This window comes from Mixta gaviniae (assembly GCF_002953195.1).
In the GTDB taxonomy this organism is placed as follows: Bacteria; Pseudomonadota; Gammaproteobacteria; order Enterobacterales; family Enterobacteriaceae; genus Mixta; species Mixta gaviniae.
This window is the reverse complement of sequence record NZ_CP026377.1, coordinates 3,064,723-3,088,765: the sequence shown is the minus strand read 5'-3', so window position 1 is coordinate 3,088,765 and position 24,043 is coordinate 3,064,723. Positions and strand designations below refer to the sequence as shown.

General features: G+C 57.5%; 16 protein-coding genes. 9 read left to right on the top strand and 7 right to left on the bottom strand.

Going from position 1 to position 24,043, the window contains the following annotated elements:
• The first annotated feature begins 346 nt into the window (after nucleotides 1-346).
• Together C2E15_RS14320 and C2E15_RS14315 are read left to right on the top strand one after the other, a co-directional pair.
• Nucleotides 347-1,924 (top strand): MFS transporter, encoded by a 1,578-nt coding sequence (locus C2E15_RS14320; protein WP_104959191.1) that lies wholly within the window; start codon nucleotides 347-349, stop codon nucleotides 1,922-1,924.
• Between the two features lie 193 nt (nucleotides 1,925-2,117).
• Nucleotides 2,118-2,798, top strand: a complete 681-nt coding sequence (locus C2E15_RS14315; protein ID WP_104957970.1) for an oligogalacturonate-specific porin KdgM family protein — start codon at nucleotides 2,118-2,120, stop codon at nucleotides 2,796-2,798.
• Nucleotides 2,799-2,842: 44 nt separating this feature from the next.
• Here the strand turns inward: C2E15_RS14315 and C2E15_RS14310 are convergent, their stop codons facing one another.
• From C2E15_RS14310 to C2E15_RS14295, 4 genes are read right to left on the bottom strand one after another with little or no spacing between them, the layout of a single operon-like run.
• Nucleotides 2,843-3,841: a transketolase family protein gene (locus C2E15_RS14310; RefSeq protein WP_104957969.1), complete on the bottom strand. Its 999-nt coding sequence runs from the start codon at nucleotides 3,839-3,841 to the stop codon at nucleotides 2,843-2,845.
• The gene (locus tag C2E15_RS14305) at nucleotides 3,841-4,683 is read right to left on the bottom strand and encodes a transketolase (protein WP_104957968.1); all 843 of its coding nucleotides are present in this window, start codon (nucleotides 4,681-4,683) and stop codon (nucleotides 3,841-3,843) included. Before C2E15_RS14305 ends, C2E15_RS14310 begins: the two co-directional genes overlap by 1 nt.
• A gap of 21 nt (nucleotides 4,684-4,704) precedes the next feature.
• A complete protein-coding gene (locus tag C2E15_RS14300; protein WP_104957967.1) occupies nucleotides 4,705-5,454 on the bottom strand; it encodes an SDR family NAD(P)-dependent oxidoreductase in 750 nt (249 codons plus the stop codon).
• Nucleotides 5,455-5,497: 43 nt separating this feature from the next.
• Entirely contained in the window at nucleotides 5,498-6,826 is a 1,329-nt protein-coding gene (locus C2E15_RS14295; RefSeq protein ID WP_104957966.1) for an MFS transporter, read from the bottom strand.
• Nucleotides 6,827-7,207: 381 nt separating this feature from the next.
• Between C2E15_RS14295 and C2E15_RS14290 the strand changes: the two genes are divergently transcribed.
• From C2E15_RS14290 to kduD, 5 genes are all read left to right on the top strand, one after another.
• Nucleotides 7,208-8,128, top strand: coding sequence for a LysR substrate-binding domain-containing protein (locus C2E15_RS14290; RefSeq protein WP_104957965.1), 921 nt, complete (start codon nucleotides 7,208-7,210; stop codon nucleotides 8,126-8,128).
• A 403-nt stretch (nucleotides 8,129-8,531) separates the two neighbouring features.
• Nucleotides 8,532-10,106: an MFS transporter gene (locus tag C2E15_RS14285; RefSeq protein ID WP_104957964.1), complete on the top strand. Its 1,575-nt coding sequence runs from the start codon at nucleotides 8,532-8,534 to the stop codon at nucleotides 10,104-10,106.
• Between the two features lie 30 nt (nucleotides 10,107-10,136).
• Entirely contained in the window at nucleotides 10,137-12,191 is a 2,055-nt protein-coding gene (locus C2E15_RS14280; RefSeq protein WP_104957963.1) for a right-handed parallel beta-helix repeat-containing protein, read from the top strand.
• Between the two features lie 45 nt (nucleotides 12,192-12,236).
• The gene (locus tag C2E15_RS14275) at nucleotides 12,237-12,911 is read left to right on the top strand and encodes an oligogalacturonate-specific porin KdgM family protein (protein ID WP_104957962.1); all 675 of its coding nucleotides are present in this window, start codon (nucleotides 12,237-12,239) and stop codon (nucleotides 12,909-12,911) included.
• Nucleotides 12,912-13,096: 185 nt separating this feature from the next.
• Nucleotides 13,097-13,858, top strand: coding sequence for a 2-dehydro-3-deoxy-D-gluconate 5-dehydrogenase KduD (gene kduD / locus C2E15_RS14270; RefSeq protein ID WP_104957961.1), 762 nt, complete (start codon nucleotides 13,097-13,099; stop codon nucleotides 13,856-13,858).
• A gap of 57 nt (nucleotides 13,859-13,915) precedes the next feature.
• Here kduD and ubiG read toward each other — a convergent pair whose 3' ends face one another.
• A complete protein-coding gene (ubiG, locus tag C2E15_RS14265; RefSeq protein ID WP_104957960.1) occupies nucleotides 13,916-14,635 on the bottom strand; it encodes a bifunctional 2-polyprenyl-6-hydroxyphenol methylase/3-demethylubiquinol 3-O-methyltransferase UbiG in 720 nt (239 codons plus the stop codon).
• Nucleotides 14,636-14,809: 174 nt separating this feature from the next.
• Here ubiG and gyrA point away from each other — a divergent pair, with 174 nt between their 5' ends.
• Nucleotides 14,810-17,446, top strand: a complete 2,637-nt coding sequence (gyrA, locus tag C2E15_RS14260; protein ID WP_104957959.1) for a DNA topoisomerase (ATP-hydrolyzing) subunit A — start codon at nucleotides 14,810-14,812, stop codon at nucleotides 17,444-17,446.
• A gap of 341 nt (nucleotides 17,447-17,787) precedes the next feature.
• Nucleotides 17,788-20,640, top strand: a complete 2,853-nt coding sequence (rcsC, locus tag C2E15_RS14255; RefSeq protein ID WP_104957958.1) for a two-component system sensor histidine kinase RcsC — start codon at nucleotides 17,788-17,790, stop codon at nucleotides 20,638-20,640.
• Nucleotides 20,641-20,707: 67 nt separating this feature from the next.
• Here the strand turns inward: rcsC and rcsB are convergent, their stop codons facing one another.
• A complete protein-coding gene (rcsB, locus tag C2E15_RS14250) occupies nucleotides 20,708-21,361 on the bottom strand; it encodes a response regulator transcription factor RcsB (RefSeq protein ID WP_104957957.1) in 654 nt (217 codons plus the stop codon).
• Nucleotide 21,362: 1 nt separating this feature from the next.
• Nucleotides 21,363-24,020 (bottom strand): phosphotransferase RcsD, encoded by a 2,658-nt coding sequence (rcsD, locus tag C2E15_RS14245; protein ID WP_104957956.1) that lies wholly within the window; start codon nucleotides 24,018-24,020, stop codon nucleotides 21,363-21,365.
• Between the last annotated feature and the right edge of the window lie 23 nt (nucleotides 24,021-24,043).

Here is a 24,043-nt window from a genome sequence, read left to right as displayed (position 1 = left end):
GGCATTCTGATTAACGGTTTTTATGAATATCAAGGATAAAAAATAACCGTTTTTGCTGTTTGTGATAGTTCTCGCTAAACCGGAAAGTTTTTTCCTGTTCCCGTGGGGTTAACCGCCGTTTCTTCCTGATACCCGTCACGCCATCTTCTGAATAACCACCTGATTAAAAAGATATTTTCTACTGCTGTTATCGCTTGTTCCCTCTGTGCGCGAGGGAAGATTTTTCCTTTGCGCAACTTTTTTCTAATGCGGCGTTAATCACATTATTCATTCCTTTATAAATATATAAAAAAGCACTTCATTTAAAATGAAACAGCGGTTCAATTATATAAAGGCCGAAAAAATCATGATAAATAAATCCATACCTCTGGGACAAAGCAGACGCATCACTCTGGGCCATCAGCTGGCGTACGGCGGAGGAAACCTGCTGGGCAGCGGCGCGCTGGCCATTGCCGGCGCCTGGCTGCTTTATTTCTATACCACTTTCTGCGGGCTTACCTTGCTGGAGGCCTCTTTTATTTTCTCGGCGGCCAGCATTATCGATGCCATCAGTAATCCTTTGATGGGCTACCTCACCGATAATTTCGGCAATACCTGGCTGGGCAAACGTTTCGGCCGCCGCCGGTTTTTCCTGTTAATTGGCGCGCCGCTGATGGTCTTTTATCCGCTGCTGTGGGTAGAGGGCTTCGGCTTCTGGTATTACCTGACCACCTACGTCATCTTCGAATTAATTTATACCTCGGTGATGGTGCCCTATGAAACGCTGGCCACCGAAATGACGGATGATTTTGCCGTACGTTCTAAGCTGACCGGCTATAAAGCGATTTTCGGCAAGATCGCTAATTTCCTCGCCGCGCTAATTCCGGGCCAGTTTATTCTGTTATATGGCAAAGAATCGGCGCAGCCTTTCCTTTATACCGGCATTACCTACGGCGTTATCCTGTTTATTGCGGTCGGCCTGCTGTGGCTCTGCACCTGGGAGCGTAAGGATACCGGCGTCGCGGTGGCGCGTCATAAGCAATCGCTGGGCAAAACCCTGACTGCGCTGGCACGCGATATGCAGTCCACCTTTTATTTGCGTGTGTTCCGCAAGCATCTCGGCATGTATCTGTTCGGCTTCGGCGCGGAGTGGCTGTTTGCCTCGGTGTTTACCTACTATGTGGTGTTCGTGCTGCTCTACGATCCGGCGATCCTCGCCGGGCTGAACAGCCTCAACGCGATTCTGCAGCTCTGCTCCACGGCGATCTTTATCGCGCTATGCGTCAAGCGCGGCTTCAGCAAGCCCTATACCTGGGCGCTGAGCATCGTGATTTTCGCCGTCTGCTGCTATTCGCTGCTGCACTTCCTGCACCTTTCCGGCGGGGTGGCCTATTTCGCGATTGTCGCGATTACCGTGGTGTTTGGTCTTGGCACCGGCGGCGTCTACTACATTCCCTGGACAGTCTACACCTTCCTGGCGGATGTCGATGAGGTGTTTACCGGCCGCCGCCGCGAAGGCATCTACGCCGGCGCGATGACCTTCTCCGGCAAAATTGTGCGCTCGATTATCGTCTTTGTGATGGGCGCGATCCTCAGCTACTACGGCTTCCAGTCGAAATCCCATACCCAGCCGCCGGAGGCGATGAACGCTATCTCCTGGGTTTTCTTCGGTGGGGTGATTGCGCTGGCGCTTATCGCTATCTTCTTCAGCCGCCAGATGCTGCTTAACCGCAAAACGCACCTGGTGGTGCTGGAAGAGGTGGCGCGCATCAAGGCGGGCGGCGAGATCAGCGAAATCAAACCGGAGGTGCGCGAAGTGATCGAAGCGCTGGTGGGCTACCCCTATGAGCAGTGCTGGGGGCGTAGCGACATCTGCCAGAAAATGAAGCTGGCGCCGCTGGTCAGCGAAAACGCAGCGGAGCCAAAGCGCGCGCCGCAGCTATAACGCCACGCAGAAGCTTCCGGCCCCCGTTCGGGGCCGGAAGGCGGCGGCAAAAGCCGCTGAGCTTATCCGCCCGGTGCCCCTGTGGAGAACGCGGCGGCAGGGCGACAGCATCAAAAATGGGTTTATTAAGCGAAATATCACGCTGCGAACTTAATAAATTATAAAAACCTCTGGATTATAGCGATGGGATCACATGAATAAACAGACCTTATTGGGCTGCGGGCTGCTGCTGGCCGCGACTCAGGCATCGGCAGTGATGATTGACCTGCGCCATGAATGGCTGGATGACAGTAAAATCCATAAAGATCGCGTCGCCATCTCGCATCGTTTTGATAACGGCATCGGCTTTACGCTTGAAGCGAAATGGAAATCGGGCGGCGACGATCCGAATAAAGCCTTTAATGATCTGGTCAGCGACGGTACGGAAAATACCCTTAATTATCAGTTTCGTCCGGTGAAGCCCTGGTTTGTGCAGCCGGGGTTCACCCTGGAATCGACGGATGAAAAAAGCATCTATAAACCTTTTTTAATGACCGGCTATGAATTTGCCAGCGGTATCTATATTAACGGTCGCTACCGCTATGAATACACGCGCGAAAGCGAATCCGGCAAAGAGGATATGAAAACCAACCGCGGCGAAATATGGCTGGGCTATGATTTTACCGACTGGAAGGTGGAATATAACTATATCTATAAGCACAGCGACCAGATCCGCTTTAATAATAAAAAGTGGGACTATGAGCAAAATATCAAGGCGCTGTGGAAACTTACGCAAAGCTGGTCGCCCTATGTTGAAGTGGGCGACGTCAGCGTGCGTAAAACCACCGATGAGCGCCAGACGCGGTGGCGTATCGGCCTGCAATATAAGTTTTAATTCCTGATACAAAGAACGCCGTCGGCCTGACCGACGGCGCCCGTTCAGCCCAGTCGCGCCTTGATCTTCGCGATCATTTTCGCCGTAGAGATGCCGTAACGATCGTGCAGCGTCGGCAGCGCGCCGGCATCAAGAAACGCGTCGGGCAGGGTGATGGTATCAAAATCGACATGCACGCCTTTGCGCATCAGCAACGCCGCGACCGCCTCGCTCAGGCCGCCCGGCGCGGTATGGTTTTCGGCGGTGATGACCAGCCGTCCCGGCTTCGCCGCCTGCGCCAGAATGGTCTCTTCGTCCAGCGGCTTGATGGTTGGCGAGTGCAGCACCGCGACGCTGATATTCTCCTGGCGCAGCTGGCGCGCCACCGCCAGCGCGCGCATGGTCATAATGCCGGAGGCGATCAGCAGCACGTCGCGGCCCTCTTCCAGCAGCCGCGCTTTGCCGATCTCAAAGCGATAATCATACTCATCCAGCACCGCCGGCACCTTGCCACGCAGCAGGCGCATATAAACCGGGCCGTCGTGCGCCGCTATCGCCGGCACCGCCTGTTCGATATCGAGCGCGTCGCAGGGATCGATAATCGTCATGCCGGGAATGCCGCGCATCATCGCCAGATCTTCCGTCGCCTGATGGCTGGGGCCATAGCCGGTGGTCAGCCCGGGCAGGGCGGCGGCGATCTTTACGTTAAGCTGCTCTTCGGCGATCACCTGATGGATAAAGTCATACGCCCGGCGCGTGGCGAACACCGCATAGGTGGTGACAAAGGGAATAAAGCCCTCTTTCGCCATGCCGCCCGCCGCGCCCATCAGCAGCTGCTCCGCCATGCCCATCTGAAAAAAACGTTCCGGGCAGGCCTGGGCGAAAATGTGCAGATCGGTATATTTCGCCAGGTCGGCGGTCATGCCGACGATATCCTGCCGCTGGCGTGCCAGCTCGACCAGCGCATGGCCGAACGGCGCAGCGCGCGTCGGCTGGCCCTCTTCGGCAATAGAGGCGATCATCGCCGAGGTGGTCAAACGGGGTTGGGTTTGCGTTTGCGACATTATGCGACTCCTTGTGGTTGCGTATCTAACACCGCCAGCGCCTTCTGCCACTCATCAGCGTCGACGCGAATAAAGTGGTTTTTCTCGCGCGTCTCAAGAAAAGGCACCCCTTTGCCCATCAGCGTGTCGCAGATAATCACGCGCGGCGTCGGTTCCGGGTGCTGTTTCGCGTTGTCGAACGCGGCGATCAGCTGACTAATATCGTTGCCGTCCACGCGCTGCACATACCAGCCGAACGCCGCCCACTTATCCTGCAGCGGCTCATAGCCGAGAATGCTCTGGGAGTTGCCGTCCGCCTGCTGACGATTTACGTCAATCAGGTTAATCAGGTTGTCGAGCCGGTGGTGCGCCGCCGACATCGCCGCTTCCCAGGTCGAGCCTTCATCCAGCTCGCCGTCGGACATGGAGTTGATCACCAGCGCGCTACGCTTTTTCTGCTTCAGCCCCAGCGCCATGCCGACGGCGATGCTCAGCCCCTGACCCAGCGAGCCGCCGGAGATCTCCATGCCCGGCGTATAGCTGGCCATGCCGGACATTGGCAGGCGGCTGTCGTCCGAACCGTAGGTTTCCAGCTCGCTTTCGGGAATGATGCCTGCTTCAATCAGCGCGGCGTAATAGGCGATAGCGTAATGGCCGTGCGACAGCAGAAAGCGATCGCGGCCTTCCCATTCCGGCTCGTCGGGGCGGATGGTCATGGTGTGGCAAAAAGCGGTAGCCAGCACGTCGGCGATGCCCAGCGCCTGGCCAATATAGCCCTGGCCCTGCACCTCGCCCATGCGCAGCGCGTAACGGCGAATGCGCCAGGCGGCGGCGGCCACATGTTGTAATTCTGCGTGTGTCATGTTCCGTTCCTCTGCGACAGGTTAGTGGATCAGCATTCCGCCGTTAACGTCGAGCGTAATGCCGGTGGAGTAGGCGGAGAGCGGGCTGGCCAGGAACAGCGCCGCGCCGGCGATATCCGCCGCCTCGCCCAGGCGGTTGAGCGGGATGCCGGCCAGAATCGACTGGCGCATCTCATCAGAAAGTTTGCCCGCGGTGATATCGGTCTGGATCAGGCCGGGCGCGATGGCGTTGACGCGAATATTGTCCGGCCCCAGCTCGCGCGCCATCGCCTTCATCAGCCCCAGCACGCCCGCCTTGGCGGCGCTGTAGTGCGGCCCGCCGAAGATGCCGCCGCCGCGCTGGGCGGAGACCGACGAGATACAGACAATGCTGCCGGCGCCTTGCTGGCGCATGGTCGGGATCACCGCCTGCGAGACCAGTAGCGTGCCGCGCAGGCTGACATCCAGCACCGCGTCGTAGTTTTCGCGTTTGATATCCATCAGCCTGATGGGCTGCGTGATGCCGGCGTTATTGACCAGCACGTCGATACGGCCGAACCAGGCCAGCGCCTGCGCTATCGCCGCATTGACCTGATCTTCGCAGGCGACGTCAGCGGCCAGGCCAAGATGGCCGGCGCCCAGCTGGCTTGCCGCCGCCGCGCTGGCGTCGGCATCCAGATCGATAATCACGACTTTCGCGCCCTGGCTGGCGAACAGCCGGGCAGTGGCGAAGCCAAGGCCGCGCGCAGAGGCGGCGCCGGTAATCACGGCGACTTTATCTTGTAGCAACATACGTTCACTCCATTCAGAAAGGTAAGAGAAAGGGCAGGCGGCGTTATTGCGGCTCATCCAGCAGGCAGATAACCAGCAGACCGATGGCCGCGCAGATGCCGAACCAGGTAAATACCGCGTTGAAGCTGCCGGTTTTATCCAGCAGGAAGCCGGCGACCATCGGCGAGACGAAGCCGCCCATATTGCCGCCGCTGTTGATGATGGCCGCGGCGATGGGATAACTATTGCGATCGGCGACCGCCATGCCGTAGGCGGTAAAGGCGGGCCAGCCGACATTGAGACAGAAGCCGACGAAAAACAGGCCGATGCAGATGGCGACGGTATCGCCGGAGATATTCAGCATGATCAGCATCATGATGACGGTGCTGGCGGCGGTGAACATCATGGTGGGTTTGCGGCGGCGGCCCAGCAGCTTATCGGAAATAAAGCCGCCGCTAATCGCGCCGATCAATCCACCCAGGCAAGGCAGGGCGGCGACAAAGCCCATGTTGAGCAGGGTGAAGCCTTTCTCCTGCACCAGATAGAGCGGGATCCAGGTTAATAAGCCATACAGCACGCTGACCATCATAAAATAGGCCAGGCAGTCCCCCAGAATGTTCTTCGAGGTGAACAAACCTTTGGCGGTGGCGATCGGCGTCAGCTTTTTCACCCGAATAAGACGATCCAGCCAGGCGAATTTCGGCTGCAAAATCAGGTTCTGACGCGGCTGATGGCTCTGCTGGCCGTCGGCATGGATCACCGCCAGCTCGCCCGATGAAACAAAACGGCTCTCTTCCGGCCGGGTTCTCACCAGCCCGTACCAGGCGAGGGCGACCGCCATGCCGGGAAGGGCGAAGGCGAAAAAGACCCAGCGCCAGCCCCATTCGACGGCGATCCAGACCGCCAGCGGCGGCACAATAATCGGCGCGAACATGGTGGCGGCGATGAAAACGCCGGTGGCGGTCGCTTTCTCTTTGGCCGGAAACCAGTTGTTGATGGTGGAGGTCAGCCCGACCGGACAAGGGCCTTCACTCAGGCCGAGGCCAAGGCGGATCCATTTCAGAGCGACGACCGAGGCGGCGGTGCCCATCAGCCAGGTAAAAAAGGAGAAACCGAATATCGATAGCGCCACTACACCGCGAATCCCCTTTTTCGCCATAAAAAAGCCGGCGGGAATTTGGCTAATCGCATAGCCGAGAAAAAACATACTGGCGATAGCGCCCGCTTCGAAATTATTAATATGAAATTCATCGATAATAAACGGCAGCACGGCGCCAATATTGGTCCGGTCGGCATAATTAATGGCATAAACAATAAATATCAGCGTAAGGATAATAAAGCGATAATGGGTTTGGCCCACCCGGCTAAAGGTGGCGGCTTCTGTTCTCAGCATATTATCAGCCTCTTAAACATAGAGCGTTAAGCGATAACGCTATTCCGGTTGATTTTCAGACTGCTTTACTGAAAAGGGATGCGTTGAATATATGCCGTATTAAAAAGAGTGGAAGTTAAAAAAGCTCAATTATCGCTGAGGAAAATTTGATTCGTGACCCGACGCATACCTTCCCCCTTCTGCTGGCTTTTTTCTCATGCTGCCATGTCAACCGGTGCCGGATAAAAATGTAATTAAGATCACAGTCTGATAGCGAAAGGACGAAAAAAACGCAGAACATTACCGCGCCGTGATGATAAATTTCCGCGCCGTGATGATAAATTGTTGCCGCGCCGCCGCTGGGATATACTTTTCCTTTATTGCCGCCGGGCAGGAAAGCCAATGAATGACGCCAAAAAGACGCTGTTGCCTTTACCCTCATTAAAAAACCTGCTGGCTTTTATGGAGGTGGCGAACTCCGGCAGCTTAAATCGCGCGGCGGAGGCGTTGAACATTACCTCCTCTGCCGTCAGTCATCAAATCGCCGCGCTGGAGCAATTTCTCGGTAAAAAACTTTTTATCCGCAGCGGAAAAGGGGTCACTTTAACCCTGACCGGCGAGCGCTATCTGCAGGACCTTTCCGGCCCGCTCAACATTATCGGGCGCGCAACGGAAAAGGTGATGAACGATATTCACCACGAGCATCTGCGTATTCACTCTGCCCCCAGCTTCGGCCTGCTGTGGCTGATGAAAAGGCTGGACCGCTTTCGCCAGGCCTGGCCTGATATTCAGCTTAACCTCACCTGCTCCTATGAGAATCTGCAGTTTGCGCGCGACAACATCGATATCGATATTCGCCACGGTTTTTCCGCCTGGCCGACGCTCAATGTGAAAACGATAAAAAACGAGCAGATGATCGTGCTGGCGTCGCCGGCGTGGCTGGCGCGCCACCCGGTTTCCACGCCGGCGGATCTGGCGGCGAGTGACCTGATTAATTCGGAAATCACTCTGATTGGCTGGAGCGCCTGGTTTGCCTGGCATGGCGTGACGTACCGCAATAAAAACGTTGTATTCAGCTTCGATCGCTCCTATATGAGTTTTGAAGCGGCCGCTATGGATATGGGATGTATTCTGGAGAGCAACCTGCTGGCGCAGGAGTATATTGCGGCAGGAAAACTGGTGCCGGTATTTGGCGATAGTTATGCGATGCCGGTAAGTGCGCATCATCTGGTGTTTCCGCACGCCCATGAAAAGCGGGAAAAGATAAAATGCTTTTTAGCCTGGCTGGAACAGGAGCTGACAGAGACGCCTTTTCATCTGTAGCCGACGCCTGGCGATAAAGCGTCTGAAGGCCGCCGGTATGATTAAAAAGAAGGATAATCATGCCCTGACGTTAACCGCCTAAATATCCCTCGCCGCTGCCGGATTATTGCCTTGTTTAGTTGATTTCCGCCTTATTATCGCCATGCGATATTTCTCTTCTGTTACTTATTCCCTTAATGGTTTTTATATACGCAGGGCCGTCGTTATCGAAAAAAATAACGCAATGCCCTGGGGCCATATTGGCCAGGGTTACCGTTGCGCTCGGCATGTTAACCACTATTTAACGCTGTGCGCTATTTGCGCTGATTGCGAGCGCTATCACGTTATTTCCTGGATTATGCTTTTATAAAATAACCATTCAATAAAGTTGAAACAATGGTTCAATTAAAAGGGATTTATCACTATGACCAGGACAACCTCTGCAGCGGGAAAAGAAAGGCGCATCGGCTTCGGCCATCAGCTGGCCTATGGCGGCGGCAATCTGCTGGGTAGCGGCGCGCTGGCGATTGCCGGCGCCTGGCTGCTCTATTTTTACACCACCTTCTGCGGCCTCTCGCTGCTGGAGGCCTCGTTTATCTTCTCTGTCGCCAGCATCATTGACGCCATCAGCAACCCTTTAATGGGCTACCTCACCGATAACTTCGGCAATACCTGGCTGGGCAAACATTTCGGCCGCCGCCGGTTTTTTCTGTTAATTGGCGCGCCGCTGATGATCTTCTATCCGCTGCTGTGGGTAGAGGGCTTCGGCTTCTGGTATTACCTCTCTACCTACGTGCTTTTTGAACTGATCTACACCTCGGTAATGGTGCCCTACGAGACGCTGGCTACCGAGATGACCGACGATTTCGCGGTACGCTCCAAGCTCACCGGCTATAAAGCGATCTTCGGTAAAATCGCTAACTTCCTCGCCGCGCTGATCCCCGGACAGTTTATTCTGCTGTACGGCAAGGAGTCGGCGCGCCCCTTTTTCTACACCGGCCTGACTTACGGCGCGATCCTGTTTATCGCCATCGGTCTGCTGTGGCTCTTTACCTGGGAGCGGGAAGAGCAGGGCGAGATCGCCCGCCAGAAACAGTCGCTGTGGAAAACCGTCTGCGCGCTGGCGCGCGATATGCAGTCCACCTTTTATCTGCGCGTGTTCCGCAAACATCTCGGCATGTACCTGTTCGGCTTCGGCGCGGAGTGGCTGTTCGCCTCGGTATTTACCTACTACGTGGTGTTTGTGCTGCTCTACGATCCGGCGATCCTCGCCGGGCTGAACAGCCTCAACGCGGTGCTGCAGCTGATCTCCACCGCAATTTTTATCGGCCTGTGCGTGAAAAACGGCTTCAGCAAGCCCTATACCTGGGCGCTGAGCATCGTGATTTTTGCCGTCTGCTGCTACTCGCTGCTGCACTTCCTGCACCTTTCCGGGCCGCCAGCCTATTTTGTTATCGTCGGTATTACGGTGATTTTCGGCCTCGGTACCGGCGGCGTCTACTACATCCCCTGGACGGTCTACACCTTCCTGGCGGATATCGATGAGGTGTTTACCGGCCGCCGCCGCGAAGGCATCTACGCTGGCGCGATGACCTTCTCCGGCAAAATTGTGCGCTCGATTATCGTCTTCACCATGGGCGCCATCCTCAGCTATTTCGGTTTCCAGTCGAAATCCCATACCCAGCCGGAAAGCGCGATGACCGCCATTTCCTGGGTCTTCTTTGGTGGGGTGATTGCGCTGGCGCTTATCGCTATCTTCTTCAGCCGCCAGATGCTGCTTAACCGTAAAACGCACCTGGTGGTGCTGGAAGAGGTGGCGCGCATCAAGGCGGGCGGCGAGATCAGCGAGATCAAACCGGAGGTGCGCGAAGTGATCGAAGCGCTGGTGGGCTACCCCTATGAGCAGTGCTGGGGGCGTAGCGACATCTGCCGAAAAATGAAACTGGCGCCGCCGGCTGATGAAACCACACCGCCGCCTGCGCCCCAGACGTCGCACTGATCGCGCGTCGCGATTCTCAGGGAGAACGTTATGAAACTCATTCCTTTGCTACTGCTGAGCGCCTGCGGCGGCGCCTGGGCCGCCGCTGCTCTGCCGACGGCAGAAAGCCTGCAGTGGCGCGCCGTCACGTTTGGCCAGTCCACCGATAAAAATTTCGCGACCAATGTGCTGCCGGAGAAGGTCGGCGTCAATCAGGTCACTTTCGCCGACGGGCAGGCCGACGCGACGGCGGGCAGGCTGCGGCTGCCTGCCGTCCTTGAGAGCCGCGGCGGCAAAATCGGCAACAGCCATGACGGCCTGACCTTTTATTACGCTCAGCTGCCCGCCAGCGCCAATATGACGCTGGAAGCGGAAGTGAGCATCGATCAGTTCGGCCCGGAAAACGGCGCGATGCCCGCCGGGCAGGAGGGCGCCGGCCTGCTGGCGCGTGACGCGATCGGTAAACCACGGCTGGAGACGATCCAGCCCGGTTACGAAGAGTTTCCCGCCGCCGCCAATATGGCGATGAACGCCATCATCACCCAGGATAAGGCGTCGCATCACCGGGTGCAGGCGATGCTGATCGCGCGCAATGGCGTGAAGCAGAGCTGGGGCAATACCGGCGTGACGATCCAGCGCCAGCCGGTGCAACAAAATATCGATCTCCGCCAAACCCCACGCTTTCGCCTGCGGCTGGCGCGCACTGAGGCAGGCTTTACCGCCGCATGGGCACCCGTCGGCAGCGACCGCTGGGTGACGCAACAAACCGGAGACGCCGATCGGGTCACGGTGCTGGATAGCGAAAGCTACTATGTCGGCTTCTTCGCCGCGCGTAACGCCCGCATGACGGTGCATCAGGCGAAACTCACGCTCACACCGCGCCAGGCGGCGCCGGGCAAACCTTTTATCGCAAAAGCGCCGCCCGCCCAGGTGGAGATCGCTTCGGCGTCGCTCGCCGGTGCGTCTGACTATGCGTTCCGGCTACGCAGCGACAGTGACGGCGCGCTGACGCTGAGCAGCGGTGGCGTTGAGCAAGCGCGCGGCGTGGCGGTAAAAGCGGGCGAGGTGGTTAGCGTGCCGCTGACGCTGAAGGCGGAGACCACGCCGCTCCGTTATACGCTGACGCTGGCCGACGGCGAGACCCTGCACGGGCAGCTGCAGGTGAGCCGGAAACAGGTGGCGGATGTGAATGCGCTTTACGCCTCGCCGCAGGGGAAGGCAGAAAACGACGGCAGCCGGGCGCATCCGCTTGATGTTGCCAGCGCGGCGGCATTGCTGGCACCGGGCGGCGTGCTGTGGCTGGCGGACGGCGACTACCCTGACACTACGCTGTCGGCGGCGGTCAGCGGCGCGCCAGGTCAGCGTAAACGTCTGCGGCCGATGGGCGAGCGGGCGGTGTTTCACGGCCTGCGGCTCGCCGCCAGCTACTGGGATATCGAAGGCATCGGCGTCACGACGAAAAGCTTCGCCATCGCCGGCAGCCATAACCTGATTAATCGCGTCACCGCCTGGCAGGCGGATGACACCGGCATCTGGATCGCCTCGCCGCCCGGCATCGGTCGCGCACTCTGGGCCAGCCACAACAGGGTTTCTCACTCCGAATCCTGGGGCAATAAAGATCCCGGCATGATCAATGCCGACGGCTTTGCGGTAAAAATGCGCGTCGGCGAGGGCAACCGGCTGGTCGCCTGCTTCTCCCACGACAATGTCGACGACGGCTACGATCTGTTTAATAAAATTGAGGATGGGCCAAACGGTGTGGTGGTCATTGAGAACAGCGTGGCGCTGCGCAACGTGAATAATGGCTTCAAGCTGGGCGGCGAAGGGATCCCGGTAGCCCATCGCGTTTTCGACAGCGTGGCGATAGAAAACGGCATGGACGGCTTTACCGATAATTTTAATCCCGGCGCGCTGCAGCTGAAAAATAATATCGCTGTCGATAATCATCGCTTTAATTTCATCTTCCGCCCCGGCCCTTATACGCAGCCGGAAAAACAGGGCAGTTTCGAAAATAATATTTCACTGCGCAGCAAACCCGGTCTTTATCCGGATGCAGTCAGCGGGAATATTGATAGCACCAACGCTTTTCTCAAAAGCGAAAAATAATAACGGATAAAACAATAAAAACATCTATACCAAAGGGATTACGCCATGAACAAACAGATCGTTATTGTCTGCGGGCTGCTCTCGGCCTCCGCCTCCGCCGTGACGCTGGATTATCGGCACGAATGGCAGGATGACAGCCGGGTGCATAAGGATCGCATCACCGTGTCGCACCGCTTCGCCAACGGTATCGGCTTTGCGCTGGAGAGCAAGTGGAAATCGGGCGGCGACGATCCGAATAAAGCCTTCAACGATACCGTCAGCAACGGCACCGAAAGCAGCGTGACCTGGCAATATAAAGTCACACCGCGCTGGTTCGTCCAGCCTGGCTTTATCCTGGAATCGGGCAGCAACAGCAGCATTTATAAGCCGCTGTTGTTAGCCGGCTACGATTTCAAAAACGGCTTTTACCTTAACGGCCGCTACCGCTATGAATATCAACGCGAGACCAAAGCCGATAAAGAGGATATGAAAACCAACCGCGGCGAATTCTGGCTCGGCTACAACTTTACCGACTGGCGCATTGAATATAACTATATCTATAAACACAGCGACCAGATCCGTTTTAATAATAAAAAGTGGGATTATGAACATAATCTCAAACTGCGCTGGAAATACAGCAAAATGCTGGCCCCCTATATCGAACTGGGCAATATCAGCGTGCGTAAAAATAGCGACGAACGGCAAACGCGTATGCGCACCGGCATTCAATACAGTTTTTAACTTGTGATGAATGTATGACGCCGTACGGCACGGCGCTAAAAGGCGCGCCCCGGTCGCCGCGCAACAGCGCGCGACAGAGGCGCTGAGCGGGAAATCCCCTGAGTAACGGGCACATTTCACCGGGGCTGAGCGGGAATACTCCCTGAACGACGCGCGCATTTCACCGGCGCAGAAAAGGAAAAAATATGATTCTTAATAGCTTCTCCCTGCAGGGAAAAGTGGCGATGGTCACCGGCTGCGATACCGGTTTGGGGCAGGGGATGGCGATCGGTCTGGCGGAGGCAGGCTGCGATATTGTCGGCGTCAACGTGGTTGAGCCACTGGAGACCGCCGGCAAGGTCGAGGCGGCCGGCCGCCGCTTCTTAAGCCTGAAGGCGGATCTCAGTCGGCAGGAGGGGATCCCGGCGCTGATAGCCGCAGCGGTCGCTGAGTTCGGCCATCTCGATATTCTGGTGAACAACGCCGGGATTATCCGACGTCAGGACGCGATTGCGTTCAGCGAGCAGAACTGGGATGACGTGATGAACATCAACAGCAAGACGGTGTTTTTTATGGCGCAGGCGGCGGCGCGTCAGTTCATTAGCCAGGGCGGCGGCGGCAAGATTATCAATATCGCCTCGATGCTCTCCTTCCAGGGCGGCATCCGCGTGCCTTCCTATACCGCCTCGAAAAGCGCGGTAATGGGGCTGACGCGCCTGATGGCCAACGAGTGGGCGGCGCATAAGATCAATGTCAACGCTATCGCGCCCGGCTATATGGCAACCAACAATACGCAGCAGCTGCGCGAAGACAGCGCGCGTAGCGCCGCGATCCTCGATCGTATTCCCGCCGGGCGCTGGGGGATGCCGCAGGATCTGAAGGGGCCGGTGGTGTTTCTCGCCTCCGCCGCCGCCGATTATATCAGCGGCTATACGCTGGCGGTGGACGGCGGCTGGCTGGCGCGCTAGGGTGCATATAAAAAAGGCGACCTGGCGGTCGCCTGTTAACAGAAAGCCGGCCGACGCTTAGTCGCCGTGATGGGTATGCAGCATGTAGTTGACGTCCACGCCCGGCGCGAGGCGGAAGGTGTCGCGCAGCGGGTTGTAGTGCAGGCCGATAATATGCTTCTCGCGCAGCGGCGTTTCGTCCACCCAGTTCAACAGTTCCGCCGGACGGATGAATTTCTTCGCGTCATGGGTGCCGCGCGGCACCATGCGCAGCACATATTCCGCGCCGATCACCGCCATCAGCCAGGCTTTGGCGTTGCGGTTAATGGTGGAGAAGAACACCTCGCCGCCCGGCTTCACCAGCTTTGCGCACGCCTGCACCACCGAACGCGGGTCCGGCACATGCTCGAGCATCTCCATACAGGTGACGATGTCATAGCTTCCGGCATGCTGTTCGGCATGATCTTCGACCGTCTGCTGGATATAGTCAACGTTGACGCCGCTCTCCAGCGCATGCAGACGCGCCACTTCCAGCGGCTCGGCGCCCATATCCAGTCCGGTCACCTGCGCACCTTCACGCGCCATGCTTTCCGCCAGAATGCCACCGCCGCAGCCGACATCCAGCACCTTCTTGCCGAACAGCCCGCCGTTGTGCTGGGCGATATAGCCAAGACGCAGCGGGTTGATGCGGTGCAGCGGCTTAAATTCGCCTTCCATATCCCACCAGCGTGACGCTACCGCTTCAAATTTCGCGATTTCGTCATGATCCACATTGCTTGCACGCGCGCTCACACTCATCTTTTTTCACTCCTGACACAGTTTTCCGGAGTATACATCTTCTGGCGGCGATCGGCACGGCGAGGCAAACAGTAAAGCGCGCTTAAAACACCGCTTTCCGTTCACCGGCGGGTTGCAATGTGATATACTTTCGCACCTTTAAATCCGGGATAAATGTAGAGGGATAGCGGCTCCATGAGCGACCTTGCCAGAGAAATCACACCGGTTAATATTGAGGAAGAACTGAAGAGTTCTTATCTCGATTACGCCATGTCGGTCATCGTTGGCCGTGCATTACCAGATGTTCGCGATGGCCTGAAGCCGGTCCATCGTCGCGTGCTTTATGCTATGAGCGTGCTGGGGAACGACTGGAACAAACCTTACAAAAAATCTGCCCGTGTCGTTGGCGACGTCATCGGTAAATATCACCCGCACGGCGACTCCGCCGTTTACGACACCATTGTCCGTATGGCCCAGCCGTTCTCGCTGCGCTATATGCTGGTGGATGGCCAGGGCAACTTTGGTTCCATCGACGGCGACTCCGCCGCGGCGATGCGTTACACCGAAGTGCGCATGGCGAAAATTGCCCACGAGCTGCTGGCGGATCTGGAAAAAGAGACCGTCGATTTCGTGCCGAACTATGACGGCACCGAGCAGATTCCGGAAGTCCTGCCGACCAAAATCCCTAACCTGCTGGTGAACGGCTCGTCAGGCATCGCCGTCGGTATGGCCACCAATATTCCGCCGCATAACCTCACCGAGGTCATTAACGGCTGCCTGGCGTATATCGACGATGAGAACATCAGCGTCGAAGGGCTGATGGAGCATATCCCTGGTCCCGATTTCCCGACCGCCGCCATTATCAATGGCCGTCGCGGCATTGAAGAGGCCTACCGCACCGGACGCGGCAAAATCTACATTCGCGCCCGCGGCGAGGTAGAAACCGATGCCAAAACCGGCCGCGAGACCATCGTCATTCACGAAATTCCCTATCAGGTCAACAAAGCGCGCCTGATTGAGAAAGTCGCCGAGCTGGTCAAAGACAAACGTATCGAAGGCATCAGCGCGCTGCGCGACGAGTCCGATAAAGATGGCATGCGCATCGTGATCGAAGTGAAGCGCGACGCGGTAGCGGAAGTGGTGCTGAATAACCTTTACTCGCTGACGCAGCTGCAGGTCTCTTTCGGTATCAACATGGTGGCGCTGCATCAGGGCCAGCCGAAGATCATGACCCTGAAGGAGATTCTGGAAGCCTTCGTGCGTCATCGTCGTGAAGTAGTGACGCGCCGCACCATTTTCGAACTGCGCAAAGCGCGCGATCGCGCCCATATCCTTGAGGGTCTGGCGATTGCGCTGGCGAATATCGATCCGATTATCGAGCTGATCCGTCATGCGCCGAACCCGGCTGAAGCAAAAGCGGGCCTGGTGGCGCAATCCTGGGAGCTGGGCAACGTCGCCGCAATGCTGGAGCGTGCGGGCGATAACGCTGCGCGTCCGGAATGGCTGGAAGAGGAGTTCGGCATCCGTGACGGCCGCTACCACCTGACCGAGCAGCAGGCACAGGCGATCCTCGATCTGCGTCTGCAAAAGCTGACCGGTCTGGAGCATGAAAAGCTGCTGGATGAGTACAAAGAGCTGCTGACGCAGATCGCGGAGCTGCTGCATATCCTGGAAAGCGCCGAGCGCCTGATGGAAGTGATTCGCGAAGAGCTGGAAGCGATCCGCGATCAGTTCGGCGACCAGCGTCGTACCGAAATCACCGCCAACAGCGCCGATATCAATATCGAAGATCTGATCAATCAGGAAGATGTGGTTGTCACCCTGTCGCATCAGGGCTACGTGAAGTATCAGCCGCTTTCAGATTACGAAGCGCAGCGTCGCGGCGGCAAAGGCAAATCAGCCGCGCGCATCAAGGAAGAGGACTTTATCGACCGTCTGCTGGTGGCCAATACCCACGACACCATCCTCTGCTTCTCCAGCCGTGGCCGTCTCTACTGGATGAAGGTCTACCAGCTGCCGGAAGCAAGCCGTGGCGCGCGCGGACGTCCGATCGTCAACCTGCTGCCGCTGGAAGCCAACGAGCGTATCACCGCCATTCTGCCGGTGCGTGAATACACCGAAGGCACCAATATCTTTATGGCGACCGCCAGCGGCACCGTGAAGAAAACCTCGCTGACCGAGTTTAGCCGTCCGCGCAGCGCTGGCATTATCGCCGTCAACCTGCGTGAAGATGACGAGCTGATCGGCGTGGCGCTGACCGAGGGCAGCAACGAAGTGATGCTGTTCTCCGCGGCGGGCAAAGTGGTGCGCTTCTCCGAGCAGGCCGTCCGCGCCATGGGCCGTACTGCCTCCGGCGTACGCGGCATCAAGCTGGCGGAAGGGGATCGCGTGGTATCGCTGATCGTGCCGCAGGAAGAGGGCGCGATTCTGACGGTCACGCAGAATGGCTATGGCAAGCGTACCGCCAACAGCGAATATCCGACCAAGTCGCGTGCGACGCAGGGCGTTATCTCCATCAAGGTGACGGAACGCAACGGGCCGGTTATCGGCGCGGTGCAGGTGGTGGATGGCGATCAGATCATGATGATCACCGATGCCGGCACCCTGGTGCGTACCCGCGTATCGGAAGTCAGCGTAGTTGGCCGTAACACGCAGGGCGTGATCCTGATCCGTACCGCGGCCGATGAGAACGTGGTCGGGCTGCAGCGCGTGGCGGAGCCGGTTGAAGAAGAAGAGCTGGACGCCATTGACGGCAGCGTCGCGGAAGGGGAGGAGGATATCGCCCCGGAAGTGGAAACTGACGATGACATCCCGGAAGGCGAAGAGGAGTAATCTTCCCTTCAGGATAAAAAGGCCGGTCTGACCGGCCTTTTTTTATGGTGCGGATGCCGCGATCGGGGATCGTTCCGATTAACCTGACCTGACCTGACCTGACCTGACCTGACCTGACCTGACCTGACCTGAACCTGAACCTGAACCTGAACCGGGGCCGGATGGCCCAAACGCTCGCGAACGCTATAGCCAACCCTGCCTCTCCAGACGCGCTTTTTCAGCCGGCAATCAGTCTGATAAAGCGACAATAGAGGACGCGAATCTGGCTTTTTTCACCGCCTGACGGTACTGTAGCGGGATCAAAAAAAGTTTACTTATTGGCGGTTGCGCCCAGGTTTCCCTTGAAATATCTCGTTTCGTTTCGCACTACGCTCAGGATCTCCCGCTACCTGTTTCGCGCGCTGGCGCTTATGCTCTGGTCGCTGGGCGCGCTGTTAACCGCGTTCTACATTATCAGCGTGCTGCACACGCAGGAAGCGCAGGTGCGTCAGGAGTTCACGCTTAACTACGATCAGGCGCAGTGGTATGTGCGTCATTCGGCGGATATCACCCGGGAGCTGAAATACATTGCGGAAAACCGCCTCAGCAGCAGCGCCAGCGGCACCGATCCGCTTAACGGCGTCTTCCCCGGCAAGGCGACGCTGCCGCAGTTCTACCCGCTAGTCGACAATTCCAACTGCGCGGCGATGAGCAACACCTGGCGCAGCTCGCTGGAGTCGCTCAGCTACTTCCTTAACTACTGGAAAACCAACTTCGCTTCCGCCTATGAACTGAACCGCGTCTTCTTTATCGGCGGCGAGGGGCTTTGCATGGCCGATTTCGGCATCGGCAACGGCTCGGTAGATCGCGAGCGCACGGTAAAAACGCTGCACGAACGTATCCTGCGCTATCGCAACAGCAGCGCGGATGAGCGCAAAAGCAGCCTTTACTGGGTCAGTAACAACGGCCAGCCGGGCGTCGGCTATTTCTATATGGTGACGCCGATCTATGTCGCCAACAAGCTGGAGGCGCTGCTCGGCATCGAGCAGAATATTCGCCTTGATGATTTCGTCACGCCAGGCAGCCTGCCGGTCACCGCCACGTTGATTGACGAAGCGAACCAGCCGGTGCTTTCCTCAAATCGCGGACGCGTCGCCTTTTCGCTGGACGATCTGCCCGGCGACAAAGCCTGGTTCGGCTATGTCGACAGCTACAAACAGCTGGTGCTGAAGAAAACGCTGCACCCTTCCAACCTGAGCATCGTCTATTCGGTGCCGACCGAGGTGCTGGTCGATCGCCTGAAGCTGCTGATGATCAACGCCATCCTGCTCAACCTGATCAGCGCCATTATCCTGTTTACCCTCGCCTGGCTGTTCGAGCGTCGCATGTTCCTGCCGGCGGAGGAGAATGCGCACCGGCTGGAGGAGCATGAGCAGTTTAACCGCAAGATTGTCGCCTCCGCGCCGGTCGGCATCTGTATTCTGCGCACCCGCGACGGCACCAATATCCTCAGTAACGAGCTGGCGCACAACTACCTGACGATGCTGACGCAGGAGGACCGACAGAAGCTGACGGAGATCATCAGCGGCCAGCAGGTTAACTTCGTGGATCTGCTCACCGGCAGCAACACCAACCTGCAGATCAGCTTCGTTCATTCGCGCTACCGCAATGAAAACGTGGCGATCTGTGTGCTGGTTGATGTCAGCGCCCGCGTGAAAATGGAGGAGTCGCTGCAGGAGATGGCGCAGGCGGCCGAGCAGGCCAGCCAGTCCAAATCGATGTTCCTCGCCACCGTCAGTCACGAGCTGCGCACGCCGCTCTACGGCATTATCGGCAACCTCGATCTGCTGCAGACCAAGCAACTGCCAAAAGGGGTCGATTCGCTGGTGACGGCGATGAACAACTCCTCCAGCCTGCTGCTGAAAATCATCAGCGATATTCTCGACTTTTCGAAAATCGAATCGGAGCAGCTGCAGATCGAGCCGCGGCCTTTCGCCCCGCGCGAGGTGATCACCCATATCACCGCCAACTACCTGTCGCTGGTGGTGAAAAAGCGCCTGACGCTCTACTGCTTTATTGAATATGACGTGCCGGTGGCGCTGGATGGCGATCCGATGCGTCTGCAGCAGGTGGTCTCTAACCTGCTGAATAACGCCATTAAATTTACCCATACCGGCTGCATTATTCTGCACGCCTACGTCAAAGAGGGCTACCTGGCGGTACGGGTGCGTGATACCGGCGTTGGCATCGCCGCCAAAGAGATCACCCGGCTGTTCGACCCCTTCTTCCAGGTGGGGACCGGCGTGCAGCGCAACTTCCAGGGCACCGGGCTTGGCCTGGCGATCTGTGAAAAGCTGATCAATATGATGGACGGCGATATTGAAGTGGAGTCGGAGCCAGGCATGGGCAGCCAGTTTATCGTGCGCATTCCGCTCTATAACAGCCAGATGATGACGCCGGTGCCGCATGAAGGGCTGCAGGATAAACAGGTCTGGCTGGCGCTGCGCAACGATTTCCTCGCCGCCTTCCTGACGCGCCTGCTGCTGGCGCACGGTATTCAGGTGACGCGGCTGGATGATCAGGCGTGGCAGCCGGACGATGTGATTATTGCCGACTACGCTTTCCAGCCGGAACAGCCGGCGCGCGCGGTGATCGTCTTTGACGGCGCCCATATCGATACGCCGTATGAGCTGTCGCCGGGGCGCTGGGTTCACAGCACCGCCATGCCGCACGATCTGCCGACGCTGCTGGGCCAGATCTACAGCGTAGAGGTGAGCGTGCCGGACGGCCTGGCGTCGCTGCCGGTGCCGGCGCAGCAGGGCGTCGATAACCACGACATTCTGGTGTTGGTGGTGGACGATCACCCGATTAACCGTATGCTGCTCTCTGAACAGCTCGGCTCGCTCGGCTACCGGGTAAAAACCGCGCAGGACGGCGTTGATGCGCTGAATGTTATCAGCCGCAGCGAGATCGATATCGTATTGACCGACGTTAACATGCCCAATATGGACGGCTACCGCCTGACGCAGCGTTTGCGTCAGCTGGGGCAAACCTTCCCGATTATCGGCGTAACGGCGAACGCGCTGGCGGAAGAGAAGCAGCGTTGTATGGAGGCGGGGATGGATAACTGTCTGTCGAAGCCGGTGACGCTGGAGACATTGAAAACCGCGCTGGCGATCTATGCGGAGCGGGTAAGAAAGGTACGCGATCAGTAAGGCAGAAGAGAGGGCGACGCGCGTAACGCGTCGTCCCTGACGCGTCATACAACGGCCTGAGGGGCCGTTACTCTTTATCCGGCTGCGGAGTGGTGCTGACGGAGGAGAGGTAGTTCAACAGAGCGATATCGTTATCAACGCCCAGCTTCATCATTGCTGATTTTTTCTGGCTGCTGATGGTTTTGATGCTGCGGTTCAGCTTCTTGGCGATTTCCGTCACCAGGAAGCCTTCGGCGAACAGGCGCAGAACCTCGCTCTCTTTCGGCGACAGGCGCTTATCGCCATAGCCGCCGGCGCTGATTTTCTCCAGCAGCTTGGCCACGCTTTCCGGGGTATATTTCTTCCCTTTCTGCAGTGCCGCCAGCGCTTTCGGCAGGTCGGTCGGCGCACCCTGTTTCAGCACGATGCCTTCAATATCCAGATCCAGCACGGCGCTGAGGATTGCCGGGTTATTGTTCATGGTCAGAACGATAATCGACAGATCGGGATAGTGGCGCTTGATATATTTGATCAGCGTGATGCCGTCGCCATACTTTTCGCCAGGCATGGAGAGATCGGTGATCAGGACGTTAGCGTCCAGTTTGGAAAGGCTGTTAATCAGTGCTGTCGAGTCTTCAAACTCACCAACTACGTTGACCCATTCAATCTGTTCAAGAGACTTACGAATGCCAAACAGAACAATTGGATGGTCATCGGCAATAATTACGTTCAAATTATTCATCTTATTGGTTACCTTGCTGCAGCAGTTCGTTGACATAGGCGTCAATATCACTGGTGGTATTTTTGATGTTTAAATCGTCACTCGCTTTAATTTGCTGTTCCAGCTTTTCACAAAGCTCCTTGCCGGGTGCCAGATTTAGCATGGCAAATACCCCTTTCAGGCGATGTGCCGTCTGAGCAAGCGTCGCGTAATCCCTGTTCGACGCCTCAGTATACAGTCTCTCTACATCTTCCGGTACTGTCTCGACAAATAGCTGGTAGTAACCGCCGCTTAACAATGGGACGGCCTCTTCCGCGTCATCTTCCTCCATGGGCGACATGTCCTGCGAGAGCTGTTTCTCAATCAGCTGCAACAGCGCGTCCTGCAGAGCGCTACTGAGGTTAAAGTTAACCCGGTACTGCTGTTCATTCAGGGCGGTAAAGCCCAGTTCGTTATCCGTCAGCAACAGCGACCAGCCGGAAAGGCGTGCCGGATCGTCAGCGATCAGGATATCGTGCGTCACGCCGGCTAAACGCTCGTCCGGCGTAATGCACTTCGCGCCCCAGTTTTCCAGCTGATGGGTCACGATCTTACGAATGTCATCGACGGCGATGTCGATAAGCATGGTGACATCTTCCAGCAGCTTCTCTTCCTGCTGCTGTTGATGTTCAGGCGGCACGTGCAGCAGAATGCTGTAGCGCGTGCCGATATCGGGCCGCGCCACAATCTCCAGATGCCCGCCCATCTGTTTGCACAGCTGGCGGCAGAGGAAAAAGGCGAGCCCGGAAGCCTGGCCGAAACGATCCCCGGAGGTTTCGCCGAGGAACGGGAAATCATTATTGCCCAGCTCGTCGCGCGTCAGCCCGGCGCCGGTATCGACGATCTGAATATTGAGCCGATCGGGCCGGTCGGCGGGCGAGTCGACCTCCAGCGAAATCTTGCCCCAGCTGGTGGTGGTCAGCGAATAGTGCAGCAGGGTAGAAAGCACTTTATAGATAGCGCGGCTGTCGCCGAAGCGCATCTCGTCGCTGTTCAGATGGTTACGCACCAGCAACGTCAGCCCTTTGCGGCGCGACAGCGGCAATAGCTCCAGCGTCAGCTGATCCAGCAGCGCCTGCAGATTGAACGAGCTGGCGTCCGGCGCCCAGTCGTGGGTTTCCAGCCGGTTCAGCAGCACGATATCATCCACCAGACGCGCCAGCGCCTGGCTGTTTTCCAGCGCGTCCAGCGCCTGGTCGTCGTTGCTGGCGTCGCTCAGCGCCTGCAGCTGCGTCACCACCGCCTGCAGCGGACGATGCAGCGCATGCCCCAGGTTTTGCATCAGTTGCTGACGCAGCTGATGGTTGCGGTCCAGCACCTGCTGCGCCTTCTGCAGTTTTTTGTTCACCAGCAGTTCGCGATCCTGATCGCGCATCATAAACAGCTGCGTATGCGGCGAATGGTGGCTGCGCGCATGGCGGATCTCATACACCTCGTTATTTACCGTCGCCTGCAACACGCCCTGATGCTGGTCGGACATATTAACGATCTTCTGCAGGTTGAGATGCGGCAGCAGATGCTCGGCGATCTTATTGCTGATAATGGTGCGGTTACTGGCGAAGTCATAGACCAGCAGACCAACCGGCAGGCTGGAGACGATCTCTTCGTTTAGCAGGCGCAGCGAATCAAGTTCGGCGCTCTGGTTTTCGCCCGGACGCAGCGATTGCTGACGCAGCAGGAACAGGCCCGCCAGCGACATCAGCAGCAACAGCAGATCGACGATCAGCGGCCACATCAGGTTGCGTAGCGTATCCCAGGCGAGGGTGCTGAGCGGAATGCGGTAAATCAGCTGCAGCGGCGTGCTGGGCAGTGAGGCGGCGATCTCTACATTGGGATTGTTAAAGGTGATGCGGGTGTTCAGCATCTCATCATCGCTTTCCACCGGGGTGGTCAGCGCTGCATCCTGTTTCAGCTGGAAGTTCTCCAGCGGCATATTGTGCGGGATCAGGTCGTTGATCGGCATATCAAACGCCACCACGGTGGCGAGATGGCCCGGCTGATTAAAGGTGGTGCGCACGGTAAAGTAGTGATCGTTTTGCCAGGCAAAACGGCGCAGCGGCGAAAAGCTTTCCCGTTCGTCCAGCGCGTTCGCCTGCTGCAGCATCTCGGCGCGGCGCGCCTCGACGATATTGCTGATGGCGCTCTCTTTATAGCGCGTCGCCATATCCTTCAGCGGCAGGGTAGAGATCAGGATCAGGCTGTTGTCCTGGCCGTTAAGAAAATACATCGACCAGGTGCTGTTCTCCGCGCCCCAGAGCGTATCCAGGTAGTTGGACATGCGCAGCGTCATATCCAGCGTGCTGCTATCGTGCGAGCCGAAAATCAGCGCCTCGGTTTTGCGGCGCGTTTTTTCCAGATAGTAGACGTCAGGACGCAGCCGCGTCTCTTGCAGGCTGGCCGACGGCGTACTGCCGGCGGCGCTGGCCGCCAGATTTTCATAAATTTGCCAGGTGGCGAAGCGATAAGTGTCGATGCGCTTCTGCACCGCATGGGTGATATCCGCCATCGCGTAGCGTTTTTCCATCAGCCAGGCGTTGACCGCGTTATGGACCATAAAGCCCAACGCCAGCAACAGCAGCAGGATGAACATTACGAAGAAACGCGTAACGTTGCTGGAGGATAAAGGAAACTTGTACATCATAGTGAAAGGGAGTACCTGATCAT

Coding starts and splice junctions, on each gene's coding strand:
- C2E15_RS14285 (WP_104957964.1), top strand. CDS start 8,532: ATGACCAGGACAACCTCTGCAGCGGGAAAAGAAAGGCGCATCGGCTTC.
- C2E15_RS14320 (WP_104959191.1), top strand. CDS start 347: ATGATAAATAAATCCATACCTCTGGGACAAAGCAGACGCATCACTCTG.
- C2E15_RS14310 (WP_104957969.1), bottom strand. CDS start 3,841: ATGTCGCAAACGCAAACCCAACCCCGTTTGACCACCTCGGCGATGATC.
- rcsD (WP_104957956.1), bottom strand. CDS start 24,020: ATGATGTACAAGTTTCCTTTATCCTCCAGCAACGTTACGCGTTTCTTC.
- ubiG (WP_104957960.1), bottom strand. CDS start 14,635: ATGAGTGTGAGCGCGCGTGCAAGCAATGTGGATCATGACGAAATCGCG.
- C2E15_RS14305 (WP_104957968.1), bottom strand. CDS start 4,683: ATGACACACGCAGAATTACAACATGTGGCCGCCGCCGCCTGGCGCATT.
- C2E15_RS14280 (WP_104957963.1), top strand. CDS start 10,137: ATGAAACTCATTCCTTTGCTACTGCTGAGCGCCTGCGGCGGCGCCTGG.
- C2E15_RS14315 (WP_104957970.1), top strand. CDS start 2,118: ATGAATAAACAGACCTTATTGGGCTGCGGGCTGCTGCTGGCCGCGACT.
- gyrA (WP_104957959.1), top strand. CDS start 14,810: ATGAGCGACCTTGCCAGAGAAATCACACCGGTTAATATTGAGGAAGAA.
- rcsB (WP_104957957.1), bottom strand. CDS start 21,361: ATGAATAATTTGAACGTAATTATTGCCGATGACCATCCAATTGTTCTG.
- C2E15_RS14295 (WP_104957966.1), bottom strand. CDS start 6,826: ATGCTGAGAACAGAAGCCGCCACCTTTAGCCGGGTGGGCCAAACCCAT.
- C2E15_RS14275 (WP_104957962.1), top strand. CDS start 12,237: ATGAACAAACAGATCGTTATTGTCTGCGGGCTGCTCTCGGCCTCCGCC.
- kduD (WP_104957961.1), top strand. CDS start 13,097: ATGATTCTTAATAGCTTCTCCCTGCAGGGAAAAGTGGCGATGGTCACC.
- C2E15_RS14290 (WP_104957965.1), top strand. CDS start 7,208: ATGAATGACGCCAAAAAGACGCTGTTGCCTTTACCCTCATTAAAAAAC.
- C2E15_RS14300 (WP_104957967.1), bottom strand. CDS start 5,454: ATGTTGCTACAAGATAAAGTCGCCGTGATTACCGGCGCCGCCTCTGCG.